This window comes from Bradyrhizobium lablabi (assembly GCF_900141755.1).
GTDB lineage: Bacteria > Pseudomonadota > Alphaproteobacteria > Rhizobiales > Xanthobacteraceae > Bradyrhizobium > Bradyrhizobium lablabi_A.
In genome coordinates this window covers 6,993,631-7,017,390 of record NZ_LT670844.1, presented here as the reverse complement: position 1 = coordinate 7,017,390, position 23,760 = coordinate 6,993,631, and the positions used below count along the sequence as shown (strand labels likewise).

General features: G+C 60.3%; 22 protein-coding genes, 2 tRNA genes and 1 pseudogene. 10 read left to right on the top strand and 15 right to left on the bottom strand.

Going from position 1 to position 23,760, the window contains the following annotated elements:
• Nucleotides 1–1,401: 1,401 nt before the first annotated feature.
• Nucleotides 1,402–2,340: an AEC family transporter gene (locus B5526_RS32625; RefSeq protein ID WP_079543813.1), complete on the top strand. Its 939-nt coding sequence runs from the start codon at nt 1,402–1,404 to the stop codon at nt 2,338–2,340.
• A 257-nt stretch (nt 2,341–2,597) separates the two neighbouring features.
• Here B5526_RS32625 and ltrA read toward each other — a convergent pair whose 3' ends face one another.
• The 7 genes and pseudogenes from ltrA to B5526_RS32590 form a co-directional block, all read right to left on the bottom strand.
• Entirely contained in the window at nt 2,598–3,929 is a 1,332-nt protein-coding gene (gene ltrA / locus B5526_RS32620; RefSeq protein ID WP_154071316.1) for a group II intron reverse transcriptase/maturase, read from the bottom strand.
• A 558-nt stretch (nt 3,930–4,487) separates the two neighbouring features.
• Nucleotides 4,488–4,680: pseudogene (locus B5526_RS39270) on the bottom strand (DDE-type integrase/transposase/recombinase); the annotation flags it as partial.
• Entirely contained in the window at nt 4,677–5,678 is a 1,002-nt protein-coding gene (locus B5526_RS32610; RefSeq protein WP_244562115.1) for a 3-hydroxyacyl-CoA dehydrogenase NAD-binding domain-containing protein, read from the bottom strand. The gene B5526_RS32610 and the pseudogene B5526_RS39270, both read right to left, overlap by 4 nt.
• Nucleotides 5,675–6,136, bottom strand: a complete 462-nt coding sequence (locus B5526_RS32605) for a lipocalin-like domain-containing protein (RefSeq protein WP_079543811.1) — start codon at nt 6,134–6,136, stop codon at nt 5,675–5,677. Before B5526_RS32605 ends, B5526_RS32610 begins: the two co-directional genes overlap by 4 nt.
• 39 nt (nt 6,137–6,175) lie before the next feature.
• Nucleotides 6,176–7,990 (bottom strand): feruloyl-CoA synthase, encoded by a 1,815-nt coding sequence (locus B5526_RS32600; protein WP_079543810.1) that lies wholly within the window; start codon nt 7,988–7,990, stop codon nt 6,176–6,178.
• The gene (locus B5526_RS32595) at nt 7,987–8,943 is read right to left on the bottom strand and encodes a crotonase/enoyl-CoA hydratase family protein (RefSeq protein WP_244562114.1); all 957 of its coding nucleotides are present in this window, start codon (nt 8,941–8,943) and stop codon (nt 7,987–7,989) included. Before B5526_RS32595 ends, B5526_RS32600 begins: the two co-directional genes overlap by 4 nt.
• Before the next feature lie 872 nt (nt 8,944–9,815).
• Nucleotides 9,816–10,562, bottom strand: coding sequence for a glucose 1-dehydrogenase (locus B5526_RS32590; protein WP_079543809.1), 747 nt, complete (start codon nt 10,560–10,562; stop codon nt 9,816–9,818).
• Nucleotides 10,563–10,671: 109 nt separating this feature from the next.
• Here B5526_RS32590 and B5526_RS32585 point away from each other — a divergent pair, with 109 nt between their 5' ends.
• Nucleotides 10,672–11,052 (top strand): winged helix-turn-helix transcriptional regulator, encoded by a 381-nt coding sequence (locus B5526_RS32585; protein WP_079543808.1) that lies wholly within the window; start codon nt 10,672–10,674, stop codon nt 11,050–11,052.
• 347 nt (nt 11,053–11,399) lie between these two features.
• Here B5526_RS32585 and B5526_RS32580 read toward each other — a convergent pair whose 3' ends face one another.
• The gene (locus B5526_RS32580) at nt 11,400–11,579 is read right to left on the bottom strand and encodes a hypothetical protein (protein ID WP_079543807.1); all 180 of its coding nucleotides are present in this window, start codon (nt 11,577–11,579) and stop codon (nt 11,400–11,402) included.
• 65 nt (nt 11,580–11,644) lie between these two features.
• Here B5526_RS32580 and B5526_RS32575 point away from each other — a divergent pair, with 65 nt between their 5' ends.
• Both B5526_RS32575 and B5526_RS32570 read left to right on the top strand, forming a co-directional pair.
• Nucleotides 11,645–11,989 carry an MmgE/PrpD family protein gene (locus tag B5526_RS32575; RefSeq protein ID WP_079543806.1) on the top strand — a complete coding sequence of 115 codons (345 nt, stop codon included), beginning with the start codon at nt 11,645–11,647 and terminating at the stop codon, nt 11,987–11,989.
• Nucleotides 11,990–12,228: 239 nt separating this feature from the next.
• Nucleotides 12,229–12,588 carry a cytochrome C gene (locus B5526_RS32570; RefSeq protein WP_079543805.1) on the top strand — a complete coding sequence of 120 codons (360 nt, stop codon included), beginning with the start codon at nt 12,229–12,231 and terminating at the stop codon, nt 12,586–12,588.
• Nucleotides 12,589–12,732: 144 nt separating this feature from the next.
• Here B5526_RS32570 and B5526_RS32565 read toward each other — a convergent pair whose 3' ends face one another.
• Together B5526_RS32565 and B5526_RS32560 are read right to left on the bottom strand one after the other, a co-directional pair.
• Nucleotides 12,733–12,990 (bottom strand): hypothetical protein, encoded by a 258-nt coding sequence (locus tag B5526_RS32565; RefSeq protein WP_079543804.1) that lies wholly within the window; start codon nt 12,988–12,990, stop codon nt 12,733–12,735.
• Nucleotides 12,987–14,027, bottom strand: a complete 1,041-nt coding sequence (locus tag B5526_RS32560) for a DUF2778 domain-containing protein (protein WP_433994610.1) — start codon at nt 14,025–14,027, stop codon at nt 12,987–12,989. The genes B5526_RS32565 and B5526_RS32560 overlap by 4 nt, the downstream gene beginning before the upstream one ends.
• 619 nt (nt 14,028–14,646) lie before the next feature.
• On the opposite strand from B5526_RS32560, the gene B5526_RS32555 reads away from it, so the two are divergent.
• From B5526_RS32555 to ftsH, 5 genes are all read left to right on the top strand, one after another.
• Nucleotides 14,647–15,027 carry a hypothetical protein gene (locus B5526_RS32555; protein ID WP_079543802.1) on the top strand — a complete coding sequence of 127 codons (381 nt, stop codon included), beginning with the start codon at nt 14,647–14,649 and terminating at the stop codon, nt 15,025–15,027.
• 161 nt (nt 15,028–15,188) lie between these two features.
• Nucleotides 15,189–15,650: an Hsp20 family protein gene (locus B5526_RS32550; RefSeq protein WP_079543801.1), complete on the top strand. Its 462-nt coding sequence runs from the start codon at nt 15,189–15,191 to the stop codon at nt 15,648–15,650.
• Nucleotides 15,651–15,756: 106 nt separating this feature from the next.
• Nucleotides 15,757–16,257 carry an Hsp20/alpha crystallin family protein gene (locus tag B5526_RS32545; protein ID WP_079543800.1) on the top strand — a complete coding sequence of 167 codons (501 nt, stop codon included), beginning with the start codon at nt 15,757–15,759 and terminating at the stop codon, nt 16,255–16,257.
• A gap of 68 nt (nt 16,258–16,325) precedes the next feature.
• Nucleotides 16,326–17,075 (top strand): NADH dehydrogenase ubiquinone Fe-S protein 4, encoded by a 750-nt coding sequence (locus B5526_RS32540; RefSeq protein WP_079543799.1) that lies wholly within the window; start codon nt 16,326–16,328, stop codon nt 17,073–17,075.
• A 91-nt stretch (nt 17,076–17,166) separates the two neighbouring features.
• A complete protein-coding gene (gene ftsH / locus B5526_RS32535; RefSeq protein ID WP_079545727.1) occupies nt 17,167–19,014 on the top strand; it encodes an ATP-dependent zinc metalloprotease FtsH in 1,848 nt (615 codons plus the stop codon).
• Between the two features lie 571 nt (nt 19,015–19,585).
• Here the strand turns inward: ftsH and B5526_RS32530 are convergent.
• Nucleotides 19,586–19,659, bottom strand: a tRNA-Gly gene (locus B5526_RS32530).
• Between the two features lie 388 nt (nt 19,660–20,047).
• Nucleotides 20,048–21,034 carry an NmrA/HSCARG family protein gene (locus B5526_RS32525; RefSeq protein WP_079545725.1) on the bottom strand — a complete coding sequence of 329 codons (987 nt, stop codon included), beginning with the start codon at nt 21,032–21,034 and terminating at the stop codon, nt 20,048–20,050.
• Here B5526_RS32525 and B5526_RS32520 point away from each other — a divergent pair.
• Nucleotides 21,033–22,082 (top strand): LysR family transcriptional regulator, encoded by a 1,050-nt coding sequence (locus tag B5526_RS32520; protein WP_349642751.1) that lies wholly within the window; start codon nt 21,033–21,035, stop codon nt 22,080–22,082. The two genes, B5526_RS32525 and B5526_RS32520, sit on opposite strands and share 2 nt — an antisense overlap.
• Nucleotides 22,083–22,915: 833 nt before the next feature.
• On the opposite strand, the gene B5526_RS38580 is transcribed toward B5526_RS32520, so the two are convergent.
• From B5526_RS38580 to B5526_RS32505, 3 genes are all read right to left on the bottom strand, one after another.
• A complete protein-coding gene (locus B5526_RS38580) occupies nt 22,916–23,137 on the bottom strand; it encodes a hypothetical protein (protein ID WP_079543797.1) in 222 nt (73 codons plus the stop codon).
• Nucleotides 23,138–23,166: 29 nt separating this feature from the next.
• Nucleotides 23,167–23,355 carry a hypothetical protein gene (locus B5526_RS32510; protein ID WP_079543796.1) on the bottom strand — a complete coding sequence of 63 codons (189 nt, stop codon included), beginning with the start codon at nt 23,353–23,355 and terminating at the stop codon, nt 23,167–23,169.
• A 292-nt stretch (nt 23,356–23,647) separates the two neighbouring features.
• Nucleotides 23,648–23,733: transfer RNA gene (locus B5526_RS32505), tRNA-Tyr, on the bottom strand.
• Nucleotides 23,734–23,760: the final 27 nt, after the last annotated feature.

Here is a 23,760-nt window from a genome sequence, read left to right as displayed (position 1 = left end):
TCAGCTGCGCATAAACTTGGCAGACACGATCGGGATAGTGCCAGCCACTCTTCGTCGATCGACACATTGGATCGTTGACGACAGCGGTACAGACGAGACCATCCTTTATATCGCTTGTATGACAGCTATCTCATCGGCGGAAGGCTGGCCCCGCGGCTCCGCCATCTGCTGCGATACACGACCTACTACAACGGCTCGCACGCACCTTTCAGTCAACGAGGAGCGCGGTCGTCGCGAACAGTACTTGCCGTTGGTCGGATTTTGCCTACGCCGCTCCTCGGCGGACTTCATCATCTGTATGTGCGAGTTTGATTTCCGACGGGCATAGCTATGGCGAGCCACATGAAGTCACCGCAGTCATGGAATTTCTCTTGTCTGACGACGCCTCGTTCGTCACATCGTCTCTCTACACCGTCGACGGCGGAACATGTTGCTGTAGCGCGCGCGGCGCTTAGCGGCGTGCTCCACTCGCTCGGCCGATCTTGCAGACCGCCGGACGTGCCGGTCGCACGCTCCGGCGACCTCAGCAGCGAGCCGCCTGATGATCCCCTCAGTATCCAAAGGCGAGGGGATCATCTGGCGTGCTGCGGTGAACGGAAAAAGTACAACGACGAAGCGACCTACACCGCGCAACACCGCAGTGTTTACGAAAGACGCCTCGTGTTGTAAAACGAGACGTCTCGAAATGACCAGGAGTATCGAGAAATTCCTTATTTGCCCCAGCGGGACCAAATTATAAGGGAGGCAGTGCCGGGGTATTTCGGCGTTTCAGTATCGACTCGCGAATTGAAGTTGCCTCTTCGCCCCGATGGACGTGTCACGCAGTTGTGTGATGGTGAGGCTTAAGCTTATGACCCTGGCGTACGTCAAGCCGATGAGCCTTGCGACGCTACCTCCAATGAACTCTCGGGCGCAACGCGCAGTGCGCCGCCGTACGAGCGAGAGGGCGTCAACAGCCAATGACGCTGATTGTCGGCTGATCTAGGTTTGCAGGACGCAATATCAAAGCAGCATAGAGGGGTGGGTCGGAGCAATTTAGTCCCACACGAGAGCCAATGAAGAGTTTCGATATGTCTCGTCCGATCGATCAAATCGACAATTCGCGTACGAAACCGCTCCTGATGGAACATGACGGACAAATGAGCTCGGACCGATCACAAAGTGACGTGCGCCTGGATGAGACCCAGGCAAGGCAGATTCTGCCGAACAGCCTGATCGCAAACCAGCGTGGTTCAGCGATCCGCCGGAGCAGAAGCGCGCCGTTATCTTGCACGGCGAGGGAAAGCATTTTTCGGCCGGCACCGTGCCTGTTCGCTTTGACTGGCGTTGAGCCCCATTCTTACAACCGGCATAGCACTAGTGTGCGCTGAGCTCTCCCCGATCGCTCAGCCTTGAGATGCGATGAACGCCCTCATCAATGTTGTCCTTCCCATCTTCGGGATCATCTTGACCGGCTATCTTGCCGGGCGCCTCGAGGTATTGGGGCGGGACTCAGCAGCCGCCCTCAACCGCTTCGTCTTTTATTTCGCGGTGCCTCCCGCCCTTTTCATCGCTACGGCCCGAGCGCCGATCGATAAGATCTTCAACTGGCCTTTTATCGGCGCCTTTGTCGGCGGTTCGATGCTGACGCTTCCGATTGCACTGGTCGTTGGGCGCTTTTGGTTTCGCCATGATGTGGCGACACTCAGTATTGCCGGGCTCGCTGCCGTATTCGGGAATGTGTTTACTATGGGGCTGCCGCTTCTCCTGACGGCCTACGGACCGGATGGGGCACTACCCTCGATCGTTGCCGCCCTTAGTATCACCTTACTGCTCATTTGCGGTGCCATCGCCGTCCTGGAGGGCGCACGTGCAACAGAACCATCGGCGCTTCGCCTGGCCGTGCAGTTGGCCGGTACAATTTTGCGCAACCCGCTAGTGATCTCGCCACTGCTCGGCATCCTCTTTGCGATAACCGCGCTCCCTCTTCCCAAGGTGGCCAGCAACTACCTCGATCTGATGGCCGCCGCGGTGGCCCCGGCCGCCCTGTTCGCTTTGGGGCTGTCGCTGATCGATAGCAAACTAACGGGCAATGCGACCGAAGTGATATGGCTCACAGCGCTGAAAGTCATCGCCAATCCCGCTCTGACGTTCGCGCTGGTGACCTACGTATTTGTTCTGGACCCGTTGTGGTCACAGGCGGCTATAATTCTCTCGGCGATGCCCATCGGGGCGAATCCCTACGTCATTGCTCAGCAATACAACGTACATGTCGAGACCGTGTCGTCAGCTGTCGTCGTCTCGACGGGTATGTCACTGGTCACTCTCTCCCTCTTGATGATCTGGCTTGGGGTCGGCTGAGCGAACGTTCAATAGTCCGGTTGGTCGCGGCCACGTGACCAACCGTCTGCAAGTGGCACTTAGCTGACGTCAGCCTTTTGCCGAATGTCCGCTTTGCGTAGAGTCGAGGTGTGACGCGGTAGCTTTAGGTTCGAACATATCTGTTTCCGCCCCTTTCGTTCGGCGGTGCCTTACTGGTTCGACCATGTCCCCGTTTCCACACCCCGCTCATCGAACTGGACAGGCAGATTTCCCGCATCCAGCTCTCGGACAAAACTTCACGCCTTCACCCACGGCACGTCGTGCCCAAGCCTGCTCAGGCGTACGAGCCCAAAGTGCCCGTAAAGATGCGAGAGTGGATAGCTCCCGCCCTTGCGACGCCTGGTTTTGTGCTTGAACTGCAACCACCGGCGCAGCCGCATCGCTGTGTAGCTGTCGAGTGCCCGATACGCCTTGCTGACGGTGCCTACTCGAAAGTAGTTCGCCCATCCGCGCAGCGTGCGGTTCACTGTGCCCACCAGCTTAGTGACCTCTTGCCATGTCCCCGTTCGGTCCGTCAGTGCATGGATTTGCTCAACCATGCGCTTGATGCTCTTCTTCGATGGCCGGTAACCCAGGCGCGCCTGGCCGGTTCTCACAGAATACATTCGTCCGAACGTGTACCCCAGAAAGTCGAACTCCCCTTCCGGGACCTTGCAGATTCGTGTCTTCTCCTCGTTGACCGTGAGCTTCAGCTTGCTCATGATCTTGCGCAGTTGTTGCAATGCCTCATCGGCTTCGCCCTTCTTGCACAGGATCACAAGATCATCGGCATAGGTCACGATACGACTGCCGAGGCGTTGCTCCAGTCCGAGCTTCTTCCATCCCAGCACGAACCGGCGCATGTATATATTCGCCAGCAACGGTGAGATGGGTGAACCCTGCGGAATGCCGCGCCGGTTGTCCCGGGCTTCGGTCGTGCGTGTCTTCCTTCCTCGATCATCGGTTTCTTCCACGGGGCATTCCAGCCACATCTTGATCAGATGCAGCACGCGTCGATCAACGATCCGGCGCGCTACCGACTGTAATAGCTCGGCATGGGGGATGCTTCCGAAGTAGTCCGCGAGGTCGGCGTCAACGACTTCCGGGTGGCCCCGGAACATCAGCTCTTCCACCTTGACCACCGCCTGTTGGGCATTGCGCCCGGGCCGGTACGCGTACTGTTCGGGTGGAAGGTCGGCTTCGAAGATCGGTTCCAGCACCAGCATCGCTGCTGTCATGCAGACCCGATCCCGCACGGTCGAGATGCCCAGCGGCCTGAGCTTGCCATTGGCCTTCGGGATGAACACTCTTCTGATAGGATCCGGATGGTAGCTCTCCTCCCGGAGCGCAAGCGCCAGTTCGCCAAGCCACCGCTCGACGCCATACGCCTCGATGTCCGCGAAGTCCTGACCGTCTACCCCCGGTGCGCCCTTGTTGGAGCGGCACTGGGCAAACGCATGGGCCAGAATGTCCTCACGGCTGATCTTGTCGTACAGCGCGTAGAAGCGATAGCCGGCTTCTGCCTTCGCTTTCGCGTGCAACGCCTTCTGCAGTTTCTGAACAGTTTTCGGAGTTGATAGGTTGCCCAATCTCCAAATCCCTCACCACTTGTTGCGTCTGTCTTGAACTGAGGTCCCTTCCCTCCACCGGCGTTACCCGGCTTCAGCGTTACTACGAACCTCTCCGCCACCCCATGGCGCCCGGCCTGTCCCTCGCGGGCGTCCGGTTGGTCATCGCTGACCACGCCTTGGGGCTTCCCGTGTTGCGTACGCTTTCCTTGTGTACATGCCGCCGCCAGTACCCCGGTGCAGCAGCTAGGCGTAATCTTCGCTCGTTCACCTAGCCGTATCAGCCTTCCCCGATATGGCAGTCGGGTCGGCCTGCACATCGACCTTTTCGAGGCTTGCTCAGCGTTTACTCGCGTTGCGGCCTGCACACTCGCGCTGTCGCCAATTCGCGACACGCTAATCGAAGGCTTCAGCCACTTCGTTACCTCCATGACTGCTCCGATTGCTTCCGGCTGGAGCGATTGCCGGGTGGGGCTTGCACCCACTGGAAAGCGCCGCCTTTGCACGGCGCACGCCAATAGCAGTCATTCCCGAAGATCGGTTTTTGACCCCAAGCCGGCATGCGCGGTTGCCGGACGTTGTAAAATGCGTGCCGTTGTCGGTAAGCACCTTGTGGATCTTAAATGGCACAGCCGTAACTAGGCGGCGGAGGAAGTCGGCCGCTGTGCTGCGCGCGACCTTTTCATGCACTTCGACAAAAGCGAACTTGGAGGGTGCGGTCGATCGCGACGAGCAGGTAGAACTTACCTTGAGGGGTTCGAACTTCGGCTAGAGCAGCGAGGGTTTTCTAGCGTCCATCGCAGCCTTCTGCTCCAGCAAGCCCAGCAGGAGGGCATCTCGCTGGCTGGTGAGTACGGCTAAGTCGGTGCCGGCCAACTCCTCATCCACGCCAGCGGCCAGTCGCTTGTTCAATTCGGTGCTTAGCGCCACCGTACCCATATCGTGCCACCAGCTTTCGAGCGGCGGACCGAGATGTTCCAACACATGCGCGATGCCGCCGGGTCCGCCGGAAAGATGAAGATTGAGAAACGGACCGAGCAGAGCCCAACGCAGGCCGGGCCCGTGGGAGATGGCGATATCGACCTCGCTTACGGACGCGATACCCTGGCTGACGAGGTAAAAGGCTTCGCGCCACAGCGCGGCCTGCAGGCGGTTGGCCACGTGTCCCTTGATTTCCCGGCGGATATGGATGGGTTTCTTGCCAAGGGCTGTATAGAAAGCCATGGCCTGCTCAATTGCTGCAGCCGAGGTCGTACGTCCGCCGACGACTTCGACCAGGGGAATCAGGTGCGGTGGGTTGAACGGATGGCCGACCAGCACACGTTCGGGATGACGTGCTGCCGCATTCTGGATTTCGCTGATCAGAATGCCGGAGGAGCTTGTGGCTATCAGCGTGGTCGCCGGTGCCGCGGCATCGATCCGCGCAATGAGATCGCGTTTGATATCGACCCGCTCGGGACCATTCTCCTGAACGAAGACGGCCTCTGCGACGGTGCTTGCGAGATTACTGTCGAATTTCAGCCGGGCCGGTGAAGCGTCGGGCGCAAGCCCGATACGCGCAAGGGCGGGCCAGAAATCGCTCACGAGGCTATGCAGGCGGGCTTCGGCGCCTTCCGCCGGATCGGTTGCGACAACGTCGAAGCCCCTGGCGAGAAAGCAGGCGGCCCAACTGGCCCCGATAACCCCTGTACCGACGACTGCCACATGGGCCGATGATGTCTTTGCGGTATTTGCCATATTCTGCTGCCCTGCTTTGCGGGCCTCCTTCAAAAATTGGGCTTGGCCCTGCGCCAACGAATCGTGGCGGTCTTCAATGTGCCGTTGAAACGCTGAGGCCCGTCGGTGCTCAATTGCAGACGCTTGCTGTCGACTTCCACCAGCCGCACCTGGCGTTGACCAACCCAGTTGGGAAAGAAGCTGACTGCCATTTCATGCGACAGGCTGCGCTTGGCTTCATCGACGAAGAAGCGCCCGGAATAAGCGATGTAACTACTCCCCGCCGCGACATACTCCTCGGGGCGGCCGCGAAGCAGATCCCCTTCCTCGAATGGCGCCCGCGCCAGGCCTTGCAACTGGGCGGACATATATCCATCCGGGGTATAGAGGATGAACCCCTGCGGACGTTCGCCCAGCACGTTGTTCTCGACCCCTGTCTCCACATCGCGCTCGATTGCGCTGACCAGTTCCCAAGCGCCAATCAGGCTCTCGCGCAGACTTAGCGAACCCATGTGCGTACCTCGCTGCGGGCAAAAGCTTGCACCGAGATGTCAAACCCCTTCTTCAAATAGTCGATCGAGGCAGATGACGTCATCTGCCGGACGGTCGGCGTAGAGCTTCTCAATCAATGCTGCATGGCGCCGCAGAATGTTGCGTTGACTTACCGCGCCCTTGTCAGTCAGTTCGCCAGTGTCGATCGAGAGCTTTTCAGCTAAAAATGCAAAACGCACCACGCGCTGGGCGCTACCACTTGCTTCTGCTGTCAGCGCCATCAATTTGGCGCGCACACGCGCCTGCACCGTGCTGTCGCCTACCGTCTCTGCGTTAGACGGAATGCCTAGGACGGCGATGTAGTCCCGGTTTTCCCCCGCGATCACCACGTCGCGAACCTCGGGCGTCAAATGCTTCAAGAGATGCGTTCTGAGCGAGCCGACGCGGACCCACGTGCCGGTGGCCAGCTTAAAATCCTCCGCGAGGCGTCCGTCGTAGCGGAAACCGCTTTGCTGATTTCCGGCTTCCGCCCAGGCTAGCGCATCGCCGGTTCGCAGAAATCCGTCTTCGTCGAATGCATCGGAAGTGAGATCGTCTCGTCGCCAATAGCCTGGAGTTACGCTTGGACTTTGAACCCGCAACTCCAGTTTGCCGTCCATTGGCGTGAGTTTCAGGGTGACACCGGGCGGCGGCAGGCCGACGCAGCCGGCCGACGCGGCGCCCGAATGCCGGTGGGCGGCCATGAAACCGGCCTCGGTCGAGCCCAGCGTCGCTACCCACGGGATGCGCTGGCCGATGGTTTCGAGTGCAAGTTCGTCAAACGCGTCGCAGATATGCTGAGCGATACTTGCTCCGGCATATTGCAGCACCCGGACACGGCTGAAAAAGTTTACCCGAAGCGCGCGGTCACGACGCAACCACGGAAGCAGCTCCTCGTAACCCTTCGGAACGTTCGAATAAAACAGCGGCGCGACCTCGCGCAGGTTGCGAACCGTCTCCTCGATTTGACCCGGCAGTGGCTTGCCGTCGTCGATATACAACGTCCCGCCATTAAACAGTGCGATGCCGAAACTTATGCTGCCCCCGGAGATATGGTTCCAAGGCAGCCAATCGACGAGCACGGGAGGCTCCTCGCCAAGCATGGGGTAGCACGCAAGCACCATCTGCAGGGCGCTGCACCACATCCGGTGCGTGTTGATCACTCCTTTCGGAACTCCGGTCGAACCAGAGGTAAATAGCAGCTTGGCGATCGTATCGGGATTGACGGCAACGGCAGCGGCATCCACGTCGCTGGTCGCAGTGGTGGCGAACAAGGCATCGAAGCCCGTCGCGCGACGGCCGGGATCGCCGCGCACGATCACAACCTCGACATCCCCTGGGATGCAGGCACGAAGCGCCGCCGCATAGCGATTGCCGTCATCCGCAAACACGAGGCCAGGGCGCACCAGAGCGACAATGTCGCGTAGCCTGGCGAAGTCCGTCGAAATCAACGAGTAAGCTGTCGACAGCGGCACAAACGGTATGCCCACATGCAGACAGCCGAGCGATAACAGGCCGTGCTCGATTCCATTGCCCGACAAGATGAGAACGGGCCGGGTGACGGAGAGACCACGATCGAGCAGCGCCTGCCCGATGGCGCAAGCGGAATTTAAAGCTTCGAGATAGGTTACCTTTCGCCAGCCCTCGCCGTCACGGCTGGCGAGAAGCACGCGATCAGGCGCAACTGCTGCCCAGTGCCGTAGTCGCTCAGTGACACGGCCTGGATACGGGCCAAGCCCGGTCGAATTGCGCACGCGCAGACTGCCGTCCGGAGAGGGTTCGAATATCACATTTTTCCACGGTAGCGCGACCGGTCGCATCGTCATCTCCATCATCGCTCGCTTTCTCCGGAGGGATGGGCAACCTTTGCTACCCGCTTTTCGAAAAAGGCATTTACCCGCTCTTTAGCTTCATCGTCGCCTACGGTGATCGCGGCCATCAAGCTTTCCAGCAGGAAGCCGCCCTCTGGATCTGAGCGTGCGATCCGCGGCAGCGCCTGTACGATTGCGAAATTGCTCAGCACCGTGTTGGTCGCGATCCGCTCGGCCAACTCGATGGCCTTGGCTAGTCCATGTCCATCGTCGACAAGGTATTGCGAGAAGCCGAGCGATAGTCCTTCCTCTGCGCTGTAAGTCCGACCGGTCAGCATCATGTCAATCATCCGAGTTGTGCCGATCAGGCGCGGTATGCGCACGGCGCCGCCGCCGCCAACGAATATGCCCCGCGTGCTCTCTGGCAGCGCGTAGAACGCGCTGCGTTCAGCGACCCGGATGTGTGCAGCAGCGGCAAGCTCCAAACCGCCTCCGATGACGCCGCCGTGAAGTACAGCGACGACCGGCACACGGCCATTCTCAATCCCGTCGAAAGCGCGGTACCAGGACTGCGAACGGCGAACGCTGACTGGCGCGCTGGCATCCGTAACGGTCGAAAGATCGGCACCGGCCGAAAAATGCTTCCCCTCGCCGTGCAAGATAATGGCGCGCGTCTGTTGCGGCGGATCGCTGAAGAAGAACTCGATGCCGGCGATCGTCGCATCGTCCAGGGCATTTCTTTTGGCAGGCCGCGACAGACGTAACAGCGTCACCGGACCATGCTGGCTTGCGGTCAGGCTGTTCGGCAGATCCCGCCTTGCCTCGCTCTCGCAGTTTTCCAGGCGCACATCACTTTGGGATCGGCGCGAGCTCATTTGTCCGTGATGTTCCGTCTGGAGCGGCTTGGTACTCGAATTGTCGATTTGATCCATCGGACGAGACATATCGAAACGCTCCTTCAGCTTTCGTTCGGCCATTGGCGTTGCGTGCCCGGTCGCACCATCGCACGCGTCCGGCGTTCGAGGCTCATTAAGCTCTGAGAGTATTGCAATGCGATTGCCGTACCGGGTTATCGTGTTACGTCGGTAACGAGAGGGAAGTGACATGCCGCATGAAGGCCTCATTGCCTCTCAAAACCCCTCGAGCAGAAACGAAAGGGGCACCGAACCGTATGCAAGCCAGAAAAATGATGAATGAAGCACATGCGACCCGGGCCGCGGAGTTTGCAGCTCTTTCGCGAATGACACGCCTTTCCCTTTCAGCCGGGAGGCGACGCGATCGAGATCGTCGACCAAGGCCGAGATGATCTGATCCCTGATGCGGTGTGACCGGTAGAGGATTAGTTCCGTCCTCGTTCCGAACTGGCGCAAAGAAGTCGCTGAAAAGCGCTACGACATGACCGTGAACGATTTGTTTCTGCACAAATGATTTTAGCAGCGCGTTTTCACACAGCCAGGTAGAGAGTCGAGGATGGGCGCGGTAGCTTGGGGCCTATGGCCAACGCCCCGTTTCCCATCCCACCAATCGACAATTATCCGGGTGAGAGCCTCCCTCACTGATAGTTCGCGCCCTTGGGGCGCACGGTCAATCGCGTCGCTCGGGCCGCGCACCCGTCACTTCCGGGCTTTCCTGATAGGCAGACATTTTCAGACTCCGTCGGCATGTCTCAAAGGTGCCTGCCAGAAGCTGAAGTCGCCGCCGTTCTCCATTCTATTACAGGGTCGGCCGGGTTCTTGGCTTTGACAAATGGCGCGTCACCACTGATATGCGTGGCCGGTCCGAAAATCATCCGGCTACGCTGGCTCCTCGAATGAACGGGCAGATATCAGCCGCTACCAATCGAGGTGAATCAGCGGGAGCCGCCGGACGCGAACAGCACTTCACCGGTTACCCAATGGGCATCGCTGGAGGCAAGAAACACCACGGGGCCGACTATATCCTCGGGCTGTCCCAGCCGACCGAGCGGCGTTCCGTCGACCAGCTGCTTGACCATGGGTCCTTCGAGAACGCCGATCGCATGCGCCCCCTCCGTCTCGGTGGCGCCGGGAGCGACGACGTTCACACGAATGTTTCGGGGGCCGAGCTCTTTCGCAAGCACGTGTGAAAGTGTCACCAGCGCGCTCTTGGAAGATGTGTAGACCGAACTCATCGGGGCAGTCGTCGAAATCCCGGCAGTGGCAATATTGATGATGGTACCGCCGTCCGGCCCGAAACGCTTGATTGCTTCTTGCATCGTCAGGAGCGCGCCCAATACATTGGTATTGTAGATGCGATGGAATTCCTCTTCTGTGACGGCTTCGATTGGCTCGAAACGGTAGACTCCAGCATTGTTGACGAGAATATCGAGCCGGCCGAAGGTCCGGATGGTCTGCTCGAACAGCTCTTGTACATCGAAGGACTTTGAGACATCGGCCTTGACCGCGACCGCCTGGCCCCCCGCTGCCCTGATCGCAGCAACTGTCTTCTTCGCGCCAGAATGATCGGAAGCATAGTTCGCGACCACCTTCGCCCCAGCTTGCGCTATCCCTTTGGCGATGGCAGCTCCGATGCCTTTGGATGCGCCAGTTACGATCGCCACTTTGTCGCAAAGTTTCATTTGGTCTCTCTTTGATGTCTGTAGGAAGTCGAGAAATTGGTATCAGATTGAAACCTGGTGTAAATTACGCACCGCATTTCAACCTAGTTTCCTTGAGGTAACCGCTGTCATGTCCTCCAGCGAAAAACGGACGCGTGATGATCGAGTGCTGCTCGATCTGCTTGCTGACAAATGGACGATCCATGTCCTGGGATCGCTGTGCGATCATGACCACCGGCGGCGATTCAATGCCATTCGCCGCGACGTTCCGGGCCTTTCGCAGAAGAGCCTCGCTCAATGTCTGCGGCGTCTGGAAAAGAGCGGCCTTGTCACGCGAAGAGTGCTGACGACAGGACGGCTGGGGGTCGAATATGCCTTTACGGAATTGGGCAGGACGCTCGAGCGCCCGGTCGCTGCGCTTTTCGAATGGACCACGGAGTACGCAGATGTCGTCAGGGCGGCACAGACCGCGTTTGAGGCAACAGCCGGCGGCGAGCGGGACGCCGCATAAATCATGGTCATCAGATTCGGGGGAAGGAACGCTCCGGCCAAGTTTGGTCTCAACTTTGTCCGCACAAACACGCTCATTCGAGACAGCGATGGTCGCGGTAGGGACGAGGATTTCTCCTTGCCCTCCCCCGGGGGCGCGTCGCGGGCCCGTTTTTATATTACGTTTGTAATTTAATGATTGTATTTTGAAACCATGTCGTCATCTCGCACTGTCATCATCTGAGCCTGAAAAGGCTGAAATTCAGCCTCGGAAGCAGGCAAGCGCTTGCGGGGGATCGTCATCTCTAATACGAAGGCACCGGCCTCATGGCGCCACCCTTGCTGCAGGATCGGCGCATACACGGTCTGTTAGCTGGCGGCCGCAAGGCACTCGACGAAATTTTCCCTGGCTTCGAGCGCGATCATGCTGGAGGTGGCGCCGTCCCCGAGAGAATCGCGCAGGACGCCCGATACGAGCGCGCGCAGATGTTGGCCACTGCCGAGGCGGGATTTCGGTCTATCAGACCTCTGTGCGTCCAGGCCGCTCATCGAGTTTTCCGCGCTGATCGCTCAAGCCGTAACCGCGAGCATTCGCGTTCACTTCCCGGAGATACATGAGGACCAGCGCTATCGAAACAATCGCTGCGTGGAGCCGGTTGGCCAGCGCATTTTCCTGCCTCGCCCGCCGACGCGCGATGGACGCGATCGCCGATACCCTCGGCTGCATGGCGGCCGGCGTCGATGACTTTTCGACCCAAGCCGTACGTCGCGCCGTTGCCACGCAGATTTCGGCTTCGGGCGAAAGCGCGGTAATCGGCGGCGGCCGGGCACCCGCAGCGATTGCGGCGATGGTCAACGGCACCGCCGCACACGCGCTCGACTATGACGACAACTTCTACCCGGCAATCAGCCATGCCTCGGCGGTGCTTGTCCCAGCCGAGGTGATCTTCCGAGTTTAGCACGTTTGAGACATGCCGACTGCGTCAAGCAATGTCCGAGTTCGCCCGAAGCGGACTCGTGCACCGCGGTCTGGCAGTGCGAGACAATGCCTCCCCGCTTGAAGTTGCCACCGTCTGATCTCCGCCGAACGCTTCGCCGCCTTTTTGACGCGCTTAGATCCTAACCCAAGCCTTGGGTTAAGGGTTGGAGCGTCGGCAGTTGATCAACATGCCGGCGCGGTTCGAAGGACAACGGCGGCATGCAGTTAGCGTCGGAACGTACGTCGCTGCGGAAACGTTGGTTCCGTCTACTCGCCCTTGGCGCACTTTTGGTACTGATCGGCAGCGCCGCACATGCCCAGAATCTCGATCAGGGCAAATCGGCCGCCAAGCTGTTTGGGGATAGTTGTGCGACATGTCATCGCAGCGCACGCGGTCTTGCCAAGGGCCGCTTTCGTCTCACGCTCTTCTTGTTCCTGCAAGAGCACTACGCGAGCAATTCCAGCTCGGCCTGGGCGCTCACCTCTTATCTGGAATCCGTCGACAGCGCGCAGCGCGGGCGATCGCGGAACGCCGCGGCGAAGCCGTCGCCTCCTGCTACTCGCTCGTCACGCCCATGATCCGCCCGCCTGCGCCGGTGCCGGGGCACTAGCTCAGGCGCGCGATCGAAGCATCACAGGGTCGGTCAAAGCAAGCGCTCGAGGCAGATCCATGTCGCCAGAGCTTGCCCACGTGGATGGGCGTGACTACTGGACTCCCGGTCCTCAAAGCATGTTCGCTCTTACGAATAGCGTGCGCACCGCGTTGGTCGCAGGCACGGTCAACATCGCATTATCGGCAGCGCACTCAAGCCAACTGATGGCGTCGGCATGCAACGAGCGGAATTCCGTCCACTCGATCGAACTGAGATTCGTCAGGAACTGATAGGCCTGACCCACAGTCGCGATCGATACCGTCTTCCCGTTCAGCTTGATCTGAAACGTCGTTCGCGGCGGCGTTGCGGAAATGGATGCATCGCTCATAACTGCGTGTTCAGGCGCTGAGCGGCCAGCAATGCGCTGCTCAGGCTCGGGACGACGACGAGGCGATTGATCTCTCCGTCGTTGAAGGCTCTGAGGAATCGATCATAGTTCCTGATCGATACGCAGCCGTTCGAATCGCCGTTGGGGCCGAGCATGTAGCTATGCGCGAGCAGCCCGGAACGCCCGTTCGTGGTGCTGCCCTCGGCGGGGATCATACGCAGCGCCTGCACACCGTGAAACAGCCGTTCGCGCGGTTTCAGCTCATAGGCGGCCGGCGGGGTCGCGCCGGTGTTCGGCACGTTAGCGTGCTCGGGATCGTCCTTCAGGCTGCCTATTCCCGAGTGCGCCTCCAGGCTCAAGCCGTTCGGCAGGTAAACTGCATGCGCCGAGATGTCATAAATCGCGGTGAGCTTGTCGTAGCCGAGAGACGCCAGACCCGGCCCCTGGCGAAACAGCCCGCCTTCCGGCGTGAGCGAGGCCAGCGTGATGCGTCCCGGCAGCAGGTCCGACAGTTTTTGCAGGAGCGTGCGATCGTCCGGCCGAGCGGTGTTGTCAGCCTGAGCCAAAGCCGATCCGGGACGCGATTCCAGGTCTGCCGTAGCGGGACGAGACCTTGGCAAGGGAATGCCGGCCGGGGCCGGCGGCTTGCTCTCATCGGCCTTGGCCTCATCGATCTTGCTCTCATGGCTCTTGCCCTCATCAAGGCCGACCTGATCGACAAAGGCGGTATGCCAGTCCCGGGACATCAACTGTCGGGCAAGCATGCCCTTGGCGTAGCGGAACCTCAACTCGACGGCAGCCTGGACAAAACGGTCCGGCGGCTGCAAGGCAAGATCGCCGGCGGGCGAATCGGATGATGAGAGCGGAGAAAAACGATCGTCGAAGGAGATGCGATCCGGGGCTCGCGGTAATGCCGCCGATGCCAGCGCTGTGGCTTGATCGGAATCGGAAATCCAGGCAGCCGCGCCGAGTACCAAGGCGAGGGCCGCAAAAGCCAGCGCGGCCGTCTCGGACCACCCCATGCGGCGGCGCGACAACAGCCCGTCGGCGATTGCTGCATCGAAAGCCATCAAGTCCCCAAAAGCCACTGACCCCAATACCATCTCGTAGGGCGCCTACCCCTGCGAGGATTCGTCGACCAGCCGGGCACCATTTGAGAGCCAAAAGTGAGGCATAATCGAGACAAGCGACGGTGTCGGACCGTGTCCAATAATTGGATCGCCGCTTGCACCCGCGGTATGCGGCCTGCAGCGCATCGTTGCCGCTCACATTCAAAACCTCTGTGCGCCAGTGATCGGCGCCACCCACGATGCCGCGGAAATAGCCGAAGAGCAAAGCCCTTTCTCTCATGGTGGTCGGCGGTGGATGGCCGAACACTAGGTGCAGCGCTCATCGCTTATGATCGGCCGGCTTATGGGCTCGGCTGAACGGCCGCTTTGCGCCACTACCGGTCGTTCCCATAAGCTCAGTTTCTGACCCTGACGGACATTGATTGCCGAAGTGCGACCCAGGCAAAGTGGTTCCGAGCACGGCTTGCGTGCGGGCGACGCCGAACTAAATCGTTGTCACTTGCGGAGAGCGAAAGTCGGTTCGTGACAGCTTCCGGGTCCATATCGCTCTTCGGAAAGGAGATGGAGAAAACGCGAGGCCATTGCCATGTCGAACGACCAGAACAAGATCGTCTCTGCTTCCGCAGCTGAGCCACTCGGGGCCGAGCTCGAACGGCTGCTTCAGCCAGCCCGCTATTTCCGGCACCCCAGTGACGTCGTCGGGAACGCCACCCTTACTACAGCCGAAAAGCGAGCCATCCTGTCGTCATGGGCATCCGACGCCTGTGCCATCGAATCGACGCCCGCGCTGCGGCAGCTCCCCGTTTCCGGTCGCGTCGTGAAGTTTGATGAAATAATCGATGCCTTGCGGGAACTCGACGGCGAGGCCGACGACATCGGCGGGATGAAGCCGCAGCGCAGGCGTCGAGCCCCGGACCGCGGCGGTGATCCCGAGGAGGGTCCGACGGGAAGCGGCTTTTGGTACTGAGCCGTCTCCGGCCGCGATCGTTATTCCCCCCTCTTGACGACAAAAGCAGGCCACCTAAATCCGGTTCGCCGATCGCCCATCCGGGGATCGGCAAAGTCCAACGGGGCGGCCGCTCTTTGGGCGCCCCTTGTATCCATGTTGCTCAAATGGAGGATATGGCTATGAGAGACTTCGATCTCACCCCCGTCCGGCGGTCGACCATCGGTTTCGATCGCCTGTTCGACTTCATCGACGATTCGTTCCGGCTGCAGGGCGAGGACAACTATCCGCCCTACGACATCGCACGCGTCGGTGAGGACCGCTATCGCATCTCGCTCGCTCTGGCCGGCTTCAAGCCGGAGGAGATCACCGTCACGGCAGAGCAGAACATTCTGACCGTGGAAGGGAGTAAGACAGAAAACGGCGATCACGAGTACCTCTTCCAGGGCATCTCGGGACGTCCGTTTCGGCGCAAATTCAACCTCGCCGATTACGTCGAGGTGACAGGCGCATCGTTTGAAAACGGGCTCCTGCAGATCGAGCTGATGCGCAAGTTGCCGGAGGCCATGAAGCCGCGCCGGATTACGATCAACGCCGACGTTGGCAGCGATCTCCAGCAAATCGAGCACAGCCAGGCGGCCTGATCGGAGCGGCCCGGCCGCAATCCGATCGGTCGAGTTTGGGATTTCCCGCGCGCGGCTCTGCCGCGCACGGCACCCCTTTTCCAGAAACCAGAAAGGAGGAATAACCATGACTATCAGAGATCTCATCCCATGGAATCGTGGCCGCAACGTTGCGGTACACCGCGGCGAAAAAGCAAATCCCTTGCTGAAGCTGCACCGTGAAATGAACCGCGTGTTCGATAACGTCTTCCGCGATTTCGACGTGGCGCCGTTCGGCTCCGATCGCTTGTTCGATCGCGCGCTCGGATGGCCGGACATCGAGGTCAGTGAGACCGACAAGGAGGTCAAGGTCACGGCGGAATTGCCCGGCCTTGAGGAGAAAGATGTCGGCGTCGAACTCGCGAACGGCGTTCTCGTCATCAAAGGCGAGAAGAGGGCCGAGACTGAGGACAAGGACCGGCTCTTCAGCGAGCGCTACTATGGCCGGTTCGAGCGGCGCATCCCGGTCGACGATATCGAGGCGGACAATGTCAATGCCTCGTTCAAGAGCGGCGTGCTGACCGTGACCTTGCCGAAGTCGGCCAAGGCGCAGGAGAAGGTGAAGCGTATCGCGGTCAACGGCAAATAAGCGCCAAGGTTAAGGCCATGCGCGGGAGCCACCCGGCTCCCGCCTCGTCTTTTGATCGTGAGGCGACGATGCTGCAGGAAACGAACAGCGCACATGAATGCTGGACGGAGCGGGATGGTGCAGCTCGCGCTGCGTCGACCCGGTCGGTGTTTCCCGATGATGCGTTGGCTCTGATTTGCAAGCCGGCGCGCTCCGCCATGACTTCGGGAAAAGCGCGCACGCGCGATTGGAAACTGCGCTTCGAGCCTCGTTCTCGTCCTTTAATCGAGCCGCTCATGGGATGGACAGGTTGCGATGACACATTATCGCAGGTCGAGTTGACATTCCCGTCGGCAGCCGCGGCCGTTGCCTACGCTCGGCGCCAGGGTTTGCGTTACATTCTGCAAGGTGCCGACGATCTGCTAGGTGCCGACACTCCCGAGGCACGGCCGGTTGCAAACCTGAACGCCGCCAATGCGAATTCGTCTCGGTCAGGCGTGCGGCCTTGGCGCCTGGAATGGGTCGAACGAACGCTCGGGCTCGAGGGCATGCACAACACGCCCGGACCGGCATGCGGTCCTGCGGCGCGTTACGCAAGTCCCCAGGATGTGCTCCATGACCGCGATCTGTCGCCGGTGCAGAAGCGAAACGTTCTCCGCCGGTGGGCGCTGGATGCGTATTTGATCGAGCTCGCTCTCTTCAACGGCGAACCGCAAACCGATCCCTCGCGTCTGGACGAGGTGATCGACGCTCTGTTCGATCTGGACGAGACGCAGGCCAGCACGTCCGCGCAACGGACGCCTGTGACGGCGCGGGATTGTGAAGGCCGCGCAGCATGAGGCAGGGCCGCGCTGAAATGGAGGCGGGGCGGGCGTGAACTGCTTGAGGACGTTCGTCGCAATTGCAGGGATGGAATCAGGAGGCCTGACCATGACGAAACAAACCCGCTTCAATGTCGGATACGCGATTGCTGCCATCTTTCTGGTGTTTATGATTCAGTACGCGGTCTCGGTTGCCAACCAGATCGCGCCGATCCCCTACAGCGACTTTCAACGTTTGTTGCACGAAGGCAAGATAGCCACGGTCGGCGTATCGGACCGCTTCATTCAGGGAACCCTGAAAGAGCCGTTGCCCGGCGGACAAAAGCAATTCGTTACGACGAGGGTCGATCCGGAATTCGCAGGCGAACTCGACAAGTATGGGGTCCGCTACACCGGCCAAATCGAGAGCACGTTCTTGCGCGACCTGCTGTCGTGGGTCATGCCCGTGCTCTTGTTCGTGGGGCTCTGGTGGTATCTCGGCAAGCGGTTCGCAGAATCACAGGGCCTCGGTGGCGGGCTGATGTCGATCGGCAAAAGCAAGGCCAAGATTTATGTCGAAGCCGACACCGGTGTCACATTCGAAGACGTCGCCGGCGTCGACGAGGCCAAGGACGAATTGCGAGAAGTTGTTGACTTCCTGAAAAGCCCGGCAGACTACGGCCGGCTCGGTGGCCGCATGCCGAAAGGCGTGTTGCTGGTGGGCCCGCCCGGCACCGGCAAGACGCTGTTGGCCAAGGCGGTCGCCGGTGAAGCGAAGGTGCCGTTCTTTTCTATCTCGGGCTCGGAATTCGTCGAGATGTTCGTCGGCGTAGGTGCTGCGCGCGTGCGCGACCTGTTCCAGCAAGCCCACCAGAAGGCGCCCGCCATCATCTTTATCGACGAACTCGACGCGCTCGGCCGGGCGCGCGGCATCGGTCCCTATGCCGGAGGCCATGACGAAAAGGAGCAAACGCTCAATCAGCTCCTGGTCGAGCTCGACGGCTTCGACTCGCGTTCGGGGCTCGTCATTCTGGCGGCCACCAACCGGCCTGAAATTCTCGACCCCGCGTTGCTGCGGGCCGGCCGGTTCGACCGCCAGGTACTGGTGGACCGGCCCGACAAGAAGGGCCGCGTGCAGATCCTGCAGGTTCACATGAAGAAGGTGAAAATTGCAGCCGACGTCGATGCCGACAAGGTGGCTGCACTGACGCCGGGCTTTTCCGGCGCCGACCTCGCTAATCTCGTCAACGAAGCGGCGCTGCTGGCGACGAGGCGAAGCGCAAATGCCACATCGATGGCGGACTTCGGCAACGCTGTCGAACGGATCGTCGCGGGTCTGGAAAAGAGAAACAGGCTGCTCAACCCCAAGGAGCGGGAGATCGTCGCCTATCACGAGATGGGCCATGCTCTCGTGGCGCTTGCGCTGCCAGGTGTCGACCCGGTTCACAAGGTGTCGATCATCCCGCGCGGCATCGGCGCGCTCGGCTATACGATTCAGCGTCCGACGGAGGACCGATTCTTGATGACGCGCGAGGAACTGGAGAACAAGATGGCCGTGTCGCTCGGTGGTCGCGCCGCGGAGCTGATTGTATTCGGTCATCTTTCGACAGGTGCTGCAGACGACCTGCGACGTGTCACCGACATCGCTCGCAGCATGGTTACACGCTACGGAATGTCCGACAAACTCGGCAACGTCGCCTATGATCGTGATCCGTACACATTCCTGACCGGCCGCGATCTTCCATCGCCTCCGCATGAACGGGATTATGCCGAGAAAACGGCAGCGACCGTTGATGAAGAGGTACGGGCCATTGTGGAGAAAGTATTCCAGCGCGCCCTCGATCTCCTCAAGGAACGGCGCGCCGTTCTCGATCGCACGGCCCAACGTCTCCTTGAAAAGGAAACGCTGGAGGAAGCCGAGCTAACTCAACTGGCCAATCATCCGGAGCCTCGATCGCCACAAGCCGCTGCCGAATAGAGCGGCGCAATCGCGGACATATGGCGTCCGGTTCTTCATGCGCGGCTTCCCCCGTGAATGGCGACCCCAAGCCGGCGGAGCTTTCGAGGCCGCCCGAAAAGCCGCCTCCAGAGCTGGGCTATCGGTGCGCCCAAGGTCGTCGTCTGGATTTAGTCGACAACTGCTTCTGGCGGCACTTAGGCGACTTCGGTGCTTTGGCCAATGTCCGCTTTGCGCCAAAAGCGGTCGTTCCATAACCACGCATTCCGCGAATTGCAGCAGCGTTGGTAAAGATCGATTTCGCCGAAGCTTACTTAAAGAGCTCACGCCCTCTCGAAACATCGGCCTACCACACTGAATTGCGTTCAGTTCGACGTCGCTCACGTTGGCTGCCGTTGGATTTTCTTTGATCTCCTAGTGCACACATCGTGCACACGCAGCCCTCTAACTATCTCCAGAAATTAGACTCTCATTCCAATCCATCGCCAAGAAGCGGCGCGCTCTGCGAACAAAAGACGGACATTTGTCCGAATGAGCAGGAGTACGCTTGTCCGAATGGAAAACTGATAATGCCGGAAGTGCTTGGAAAAATTGGAGCGGGTGAAGGGAATCGAACCCTCGTATTCAGCTTGGAAGGCTGCTGCTCTACCATTGAGCTACACCCGCGTGCCCGCGATCACCTAACACGCCGGAACGGCCGCCTCAACCGTTCATCCGCCCGTCCCTTAACAGACGGCAATTCCTTGTCTATATTGGGGTTTCCATCAACAAAGAAAGGAGGTGATCCAGTGTCTTACACCAAGCGCTGTCACCTCGCTGGGATCGCCCGCTAAGCCGACTTAAGGCTTCGCAACCAGGGCGCTCTCGGCGCCTGGACCAGCGAGTTACAAAAGTTGGGACGCGACGGGAGCCTTCCCGTCGCGTCTTTTTTGTGCTGAAGCCCGTCATTTTTGTGTTGGAGCCCGTCATTCCGGGCGCGCGTTGGCGCGAAAGCCGGGATCCGCGGACTGGATAGCATCGATGGCGCGGGCGCTCTGCCTTGACGCTCTGGGCGTCATGTCGGCACCAGCTCCGGAGCGGCGCCAAAAGTCTGCAACTCGCCTTGCCAATTGCTGCGCTTCAGGAACTGCTCCCAGGTCATTGCATGTGGATCGATTTTCCTGCTCCACGTCAGGTCGCGGTCGGGGGCGTAATAGCCATATTCGACGGCATATTCGACCATGCCCACCAATTCGCGCACGAAATGCTCGTCGGCGCCAAAATTTGGAAAATGGCGCAACAAGTCTTCACGCCCGTAGGCAGAGGCGTAGTGCGCCCGCTGCCCGGTGACGCGTACGAACGTGTCCACCATGTCTTGCGCCGTGAGAACCTCGCCGATCACCGGCAGGCTTTGGCCGGCGTATTGCGTCGGGTGATCGAACATCTCGCGCACCGCCGGTCCGGTGGCGGTGAGCGGATCGCAGAACGGATTGGGGACGTGCGGCGGCAAGTATATGGCAAACGTCAGGCCGTCGGCCCCGCGTTGCGGCACATAATATTCCAGGATGTTGGTGTAGAAAAAAGCCGGGTACACGAACGAGCTGCGAATGGGCAGGCTGCGAATGTAGGCCTCCACCTTCGCCTTGTCGGTGAAGTGCGGCGCCCATTTGGTGCCGCCGGTGCGCGCTTCGACATTTTCGAGCCCGCTGAAAACCACGTGCTCGACGCCGGCCGACACCGCCGCATTGGCCAACTCCTGGCCGAGGATAAGTTCAGGTTCCTCAGGTGGCACCTTGGCGATCGGCGGCGTCATCAGGAACGCCCCAGCCGAGCCGCGCATGGCCGCGCTTAGCTCGACCTGCATGCCGGGCATCAAGGGCACGACCAAGACTTCGGCGCCCCTCCGCGCCAAGTCCTGCGCGGGCTGGCTATCGCGGCGCCGGGTTAAGGCGCGCACCCGGTAGCGCCCGCTGTCGAGCAAGGCCCCGGCGACACTGCGCCCTTGCTTGCTCGCGGCACCGACAACGGTGATCAAAGGTTTGGAGATATCGGTTTGGATCATGCTGGTTCTCCTGGTCTTGGGGGCGAAAGCCCGCGCCGCGACCAAGAAGGCCAAGCAAGCGGTGAGCGGGCGAAGGTCGACTTTCGGAAGTCTGCGCTCCTCTGAGCTATATTTGAAATCATGGAAATGTTCGGCTACTATCCATTCCATGGATAGCAAGCGGCTCGACCTCAATCTGCTGGTCACACTGGAGACGTTGCTGGTCGAGCAGAACGTGACGAAGGCGGCCACCCGCCTGCACCTCAGCCAACCGGCGGTGAGTGCGCAACTGAACCGTCTCAGGCATGAGTTCGATGACCCCCTGCTAATTCCCGCACAGCGGGGGATGACGCCGACCGCCAAGGCGCTGGAGTTGCTCGACCCGTTGCGCCAGGCGCTCGACCAGGTTCGCGGCGCGGTCGCCAGACACAGGAACTTCGACGCTGCCAAGGCCAAGCTAACCGTCGCCATCGCCTGCACGGACTATCTGCAGGCAGCGGTGGTCAAGCCGCTCATCTTGAAACTCAGGACGCGGGCGCCAGGAGTGCGTGTGGCGCTGCGCAATCTGGACATGGCGCAATTGGATGCACAGATGGCCCGCGGTGATGTCGACTTGGCGCTGATGACGCCGCAAGCCGCGCCGCCCGGTCTTCGTACCAGGCATCTGTTCGACGAGCACTATGTGCTCATCGGCCGCCGCAATCATCCGCGACTACGAGATGGGATCACGGTCAGGGAATTTGCGCAGCTGGAGCATGTGATTGTGTCCCTTGGCGACGGTGGCTTCGTGACCCCGGTGGACGACGCTCTCGCTGCGCTCGGACATCGGCGCAATGTGGTGCTGTCGGCAGCTTCATTCTTGTTCGTTCCCGAGATCGTGTCGCACTCGGACTTTGTGGCCCTGGTCCCGGAACGGCTGGTACGTGACCGTGCCGCCAAACTCAAATTGATGGACTGTCCGTTCCCCGTGGAAGGGTTCGCCGTGGGGATGGTGTGGCACGAACGCAGTCACGGACACAGCGGCCAACGCTGGATCCGGGAGGCGATCGTCTCGCTGGTCGACGCGTAAATCCTTCCAGCGCAAGCTACCTTAAATAATTTCTGAAATTCCGAAATTGTTCTTGACGGCAGGGTAGAAACAGGACTATAGCAATTCCGTCCCGCCTCCTTTCGAGGGGCGTTTCGCGATCGTCACGGACGTGGGCGGCGGGATGCGGTGGACGCGGTGGCGCTATTGACGAACAGCGCCTAAGCGGACGGCGAAGTCGTGTGGTCCTGACACCCCGACGCTGGTGTCAAGTTGGCGGAAGCAATTTCGCCGATGACGGTGGCAAGAAAGCCCGGCTCACCGGGGAGAGCACGATATAAGCCGTAAACCATTGCGCGGGGAATGCCGGGTTGTTCCGGTGTGACCGTGGTGACTAACGCGCGTGTTTACTACACTACACGCGCGGCTGCGGGCGCATCGGGCGCCCGGCATTCCCTGCGCCCTCTTCATTGAGAGGGCGGAATGTTCAGAGCAAACCTCGCGCAAAACACGCGGCGAGATCGCGAAGCTGTGTCGTAACGAAGCTGTGTCGCAACGAAGCTGTGTCGCAACGAAGCTGTGTCGCAACGAAGCTGTGTCGCAACATGGCAGGCTGTTTGAAACGTGAAGGTGGTGACCCCGCTTGTCGTCCCTGCGAAAGCAGGGACCCATAACCACCAGCGTTTGTTGTTGCAAAGCCGTCTAACCGCCGCGCTAAATTGCGAGGCCGCGGCGTATGGGTCCCTGCTTTCGCAGGGACGACATCTGAAAATGTGGCGCCTGCTTCCGCAGGGACTATGAGGGACTAAGCACGACGCAAAGCCTTCCCGTCCGCGTCTTTTTATTTTTACAATCTCAGATCAGGCGCGACAGGCCTAAACCGGCCGGCGCTGGCAAAATCGCGCGCGCAGGGAGATCACGGCGATCGCCATGCCGATGCACCACGGCAATACGGCAGCATATTTCTCGACACTGAGCAAAAGCGCCAGAACGCTTACGACTAGACACAGCATCTTCGGCATCGTCGCCTGCCCGGCGAGCGCAAGCCCGAAGGGCAGGAACAGAACAAGGAGCGTGCCTGCGGCCACGGCGGTCATGGGCGTGATCTTTTTTTGCAAAATCGCGATCAGAAACCGACCGGGTTGATCGATTTCGGGCGCGCGCCGCGGCGGGTGGCGACGATTTGCTCGCCGCCATTATAGGCCGAGCTGCCGTAGTAACGGTGATGGCCGGTCGCGTCGTGCCAGTCGCCCGCCTGGGATGACGCAGGCGCCCGCGTGCGATCGCTGATGATGGTGGCTGGCTTGCGTAACATGACCGTCTCCGCTGTATGATTTGGCGCAATTTTCTCGCGTTCTGCTCATCAGTCGTAAGGCCAAAGCGGCGCGTTCAAGCGCGGCCGGAACTTTCGTGTTTCCGGAGTGTTTCGTGGCCGGGGTTGAGACGAAACAGCGATGAAGCTTAAGCGTTTGAATCGCGCGCAGTAAGAGCTTGCGCGACCAAACAGCCCGCCTTCGCCGTTGGCTTCGGCGCGGCAGCCTTCGCTCATTCGCTACGAGAAAGCCGGGCTGGCTTGCCCAGCCGTAGCTCGCGAAGCGAGCGAAGGCTGGTGGGGGAGGAAGGACTCGAACCTTCGAAGCCATAAGGCGGCTGATTTACAGTCAGCTCCCTTTGCCACTCGGGACACTCCCCCGCTCAACAGCATCATAACCCACCGCCG

Bases quoted from the DNA above. Each gene is read 5' to 3' on its own strand.
- B5526_RS32625 (WP_079543813.1), top strand. From the start codon at position 1,402: ATGAACGCCCTCATCAATGTTGTCCTTCCCATCTTCGGGATCATCTTG.
- B5526_RS32605 (WP_079543811.1), bottom strand. From the start codon at position 6,136: ATGGGTTCGCTAAGTCTGCGCGAGAGCCTGATTGGCGCTTGGGAACTG.
- B5526_RS32600 (WP_079543810.1), bottom strand. From the start codon at position 7,990: ATGATGGAGATGACGATGCGACCGGTCGCGCTACCGTGGAAAAATGTG.
- B5526_RS32595 (WP_244562114.1), bottom strand. From the start codon at position 8,943: ATGGCCGAACGAAAGCTGAAGGAGCGTTTCGATATGTCTCGTCCGATG.
- B5526_RS32590 (WP_079543809.1), bottom strand. From the start codon at position 10,562: ATGAAACTTTGCGACAAAGTGGCGATCGTAACTGGCGCATCCAAAGGC.
- B5526_RS32585 (WP_079543808.1), top strand. From the start codon at position 10,672: ATGTCCTCCAGCGAAAAACGGACGCGTGATGATCGAGTGCTGCTCGAT.
- B5526_RS32580 (WP_079543807.1), bottom strand. From the start codon at position 11,579: ATGAGCGGCCTGGACGCACAGAGGTCTGATAGACCGAAATCCCGCCTC.
- B5526_RS32575 (WP_079543806.1), top strand. From the start codon at position 11,645: ATGAGGACCAGCGCTATCGAAACAATCGCTGCGTGGAGCCGGTTGGCC.
- B5526_RS32570 (WP_079543805.1), top strand. From the start codon at position 12,229: ATGCAGTTAGCGTCGGAACGTACGTCGCTGCGGAAACGTTGGTTCCGT.
- B5526_RS32565 (WP_079543804.1), bottom strand. From the start codon at position 12,990: ATGAGCGATGCATCCATTTCCGCAACGCCGCCGCGAACGACGTTTCAG.
- B5526_RS32555 (WP_079543802.1), top strand. From the start codon at position 14,647: ATGTCGAACGACCAGAACAAGATCGTCTCTGCTTCCGCAGCTGAGCCA.
- B5526_RS32550 (WP_079543801.1), top strand. From the start codon at position 15,189: ATGAGAGACTTCGATCTCACCCCCGTCCGGCGGTCGACCATCGGTTTC.
- B5526_RS32545 (WP_079543800.1), top strand. From the start codon at position 15,757: ATGACTATCAGAGATCTCATCCCATGGAATCGTGGCCGCAACGTTGCG.
- B5526_RS32540 (WP_079543799.1), top strand. From the start codon at position 16,326: ATGCTGCAGGAAACGAACAGCGCACATGAATGCTGGACGGAGCGGGAT.
- ftsH (WP_079545727.1), top strand. From the start codon at position 17,167: ATGACGAAACAAACCCGCTTCAATGTCGGATACGCGATTGCTGCCATC.
- B5526_RS32520 (WP_349642751.1), top strand. From the start codon at position 21,033: ATGCTGGTTCTCCTGGTCTTGGGGGCGAAAGCCCGCGCCGCGACCAAG.
- B5526_RS32525 (WP_079545725.1), bottom strand. From the start codon at position 21,034: ATGATCCAAACCGATATCTCCAAACCTTTGATCACCGTTGTCGGTGCC.
- B5526_RS38580 (WP_079543797.1), bottom strand. From the start codon at position 23,137: ATGACCGCCGTGGCCGCAGGCACGCTCCTTGTTCTGTTCCTGCCCTTC.
- B5526_RS32510 (WP_079543796.1), bottom strand. From the start codon at position 23,355: ATGTTACGCAAGCCAGCCACCATCATCAGCGATCGCACGCGGGCGCCT.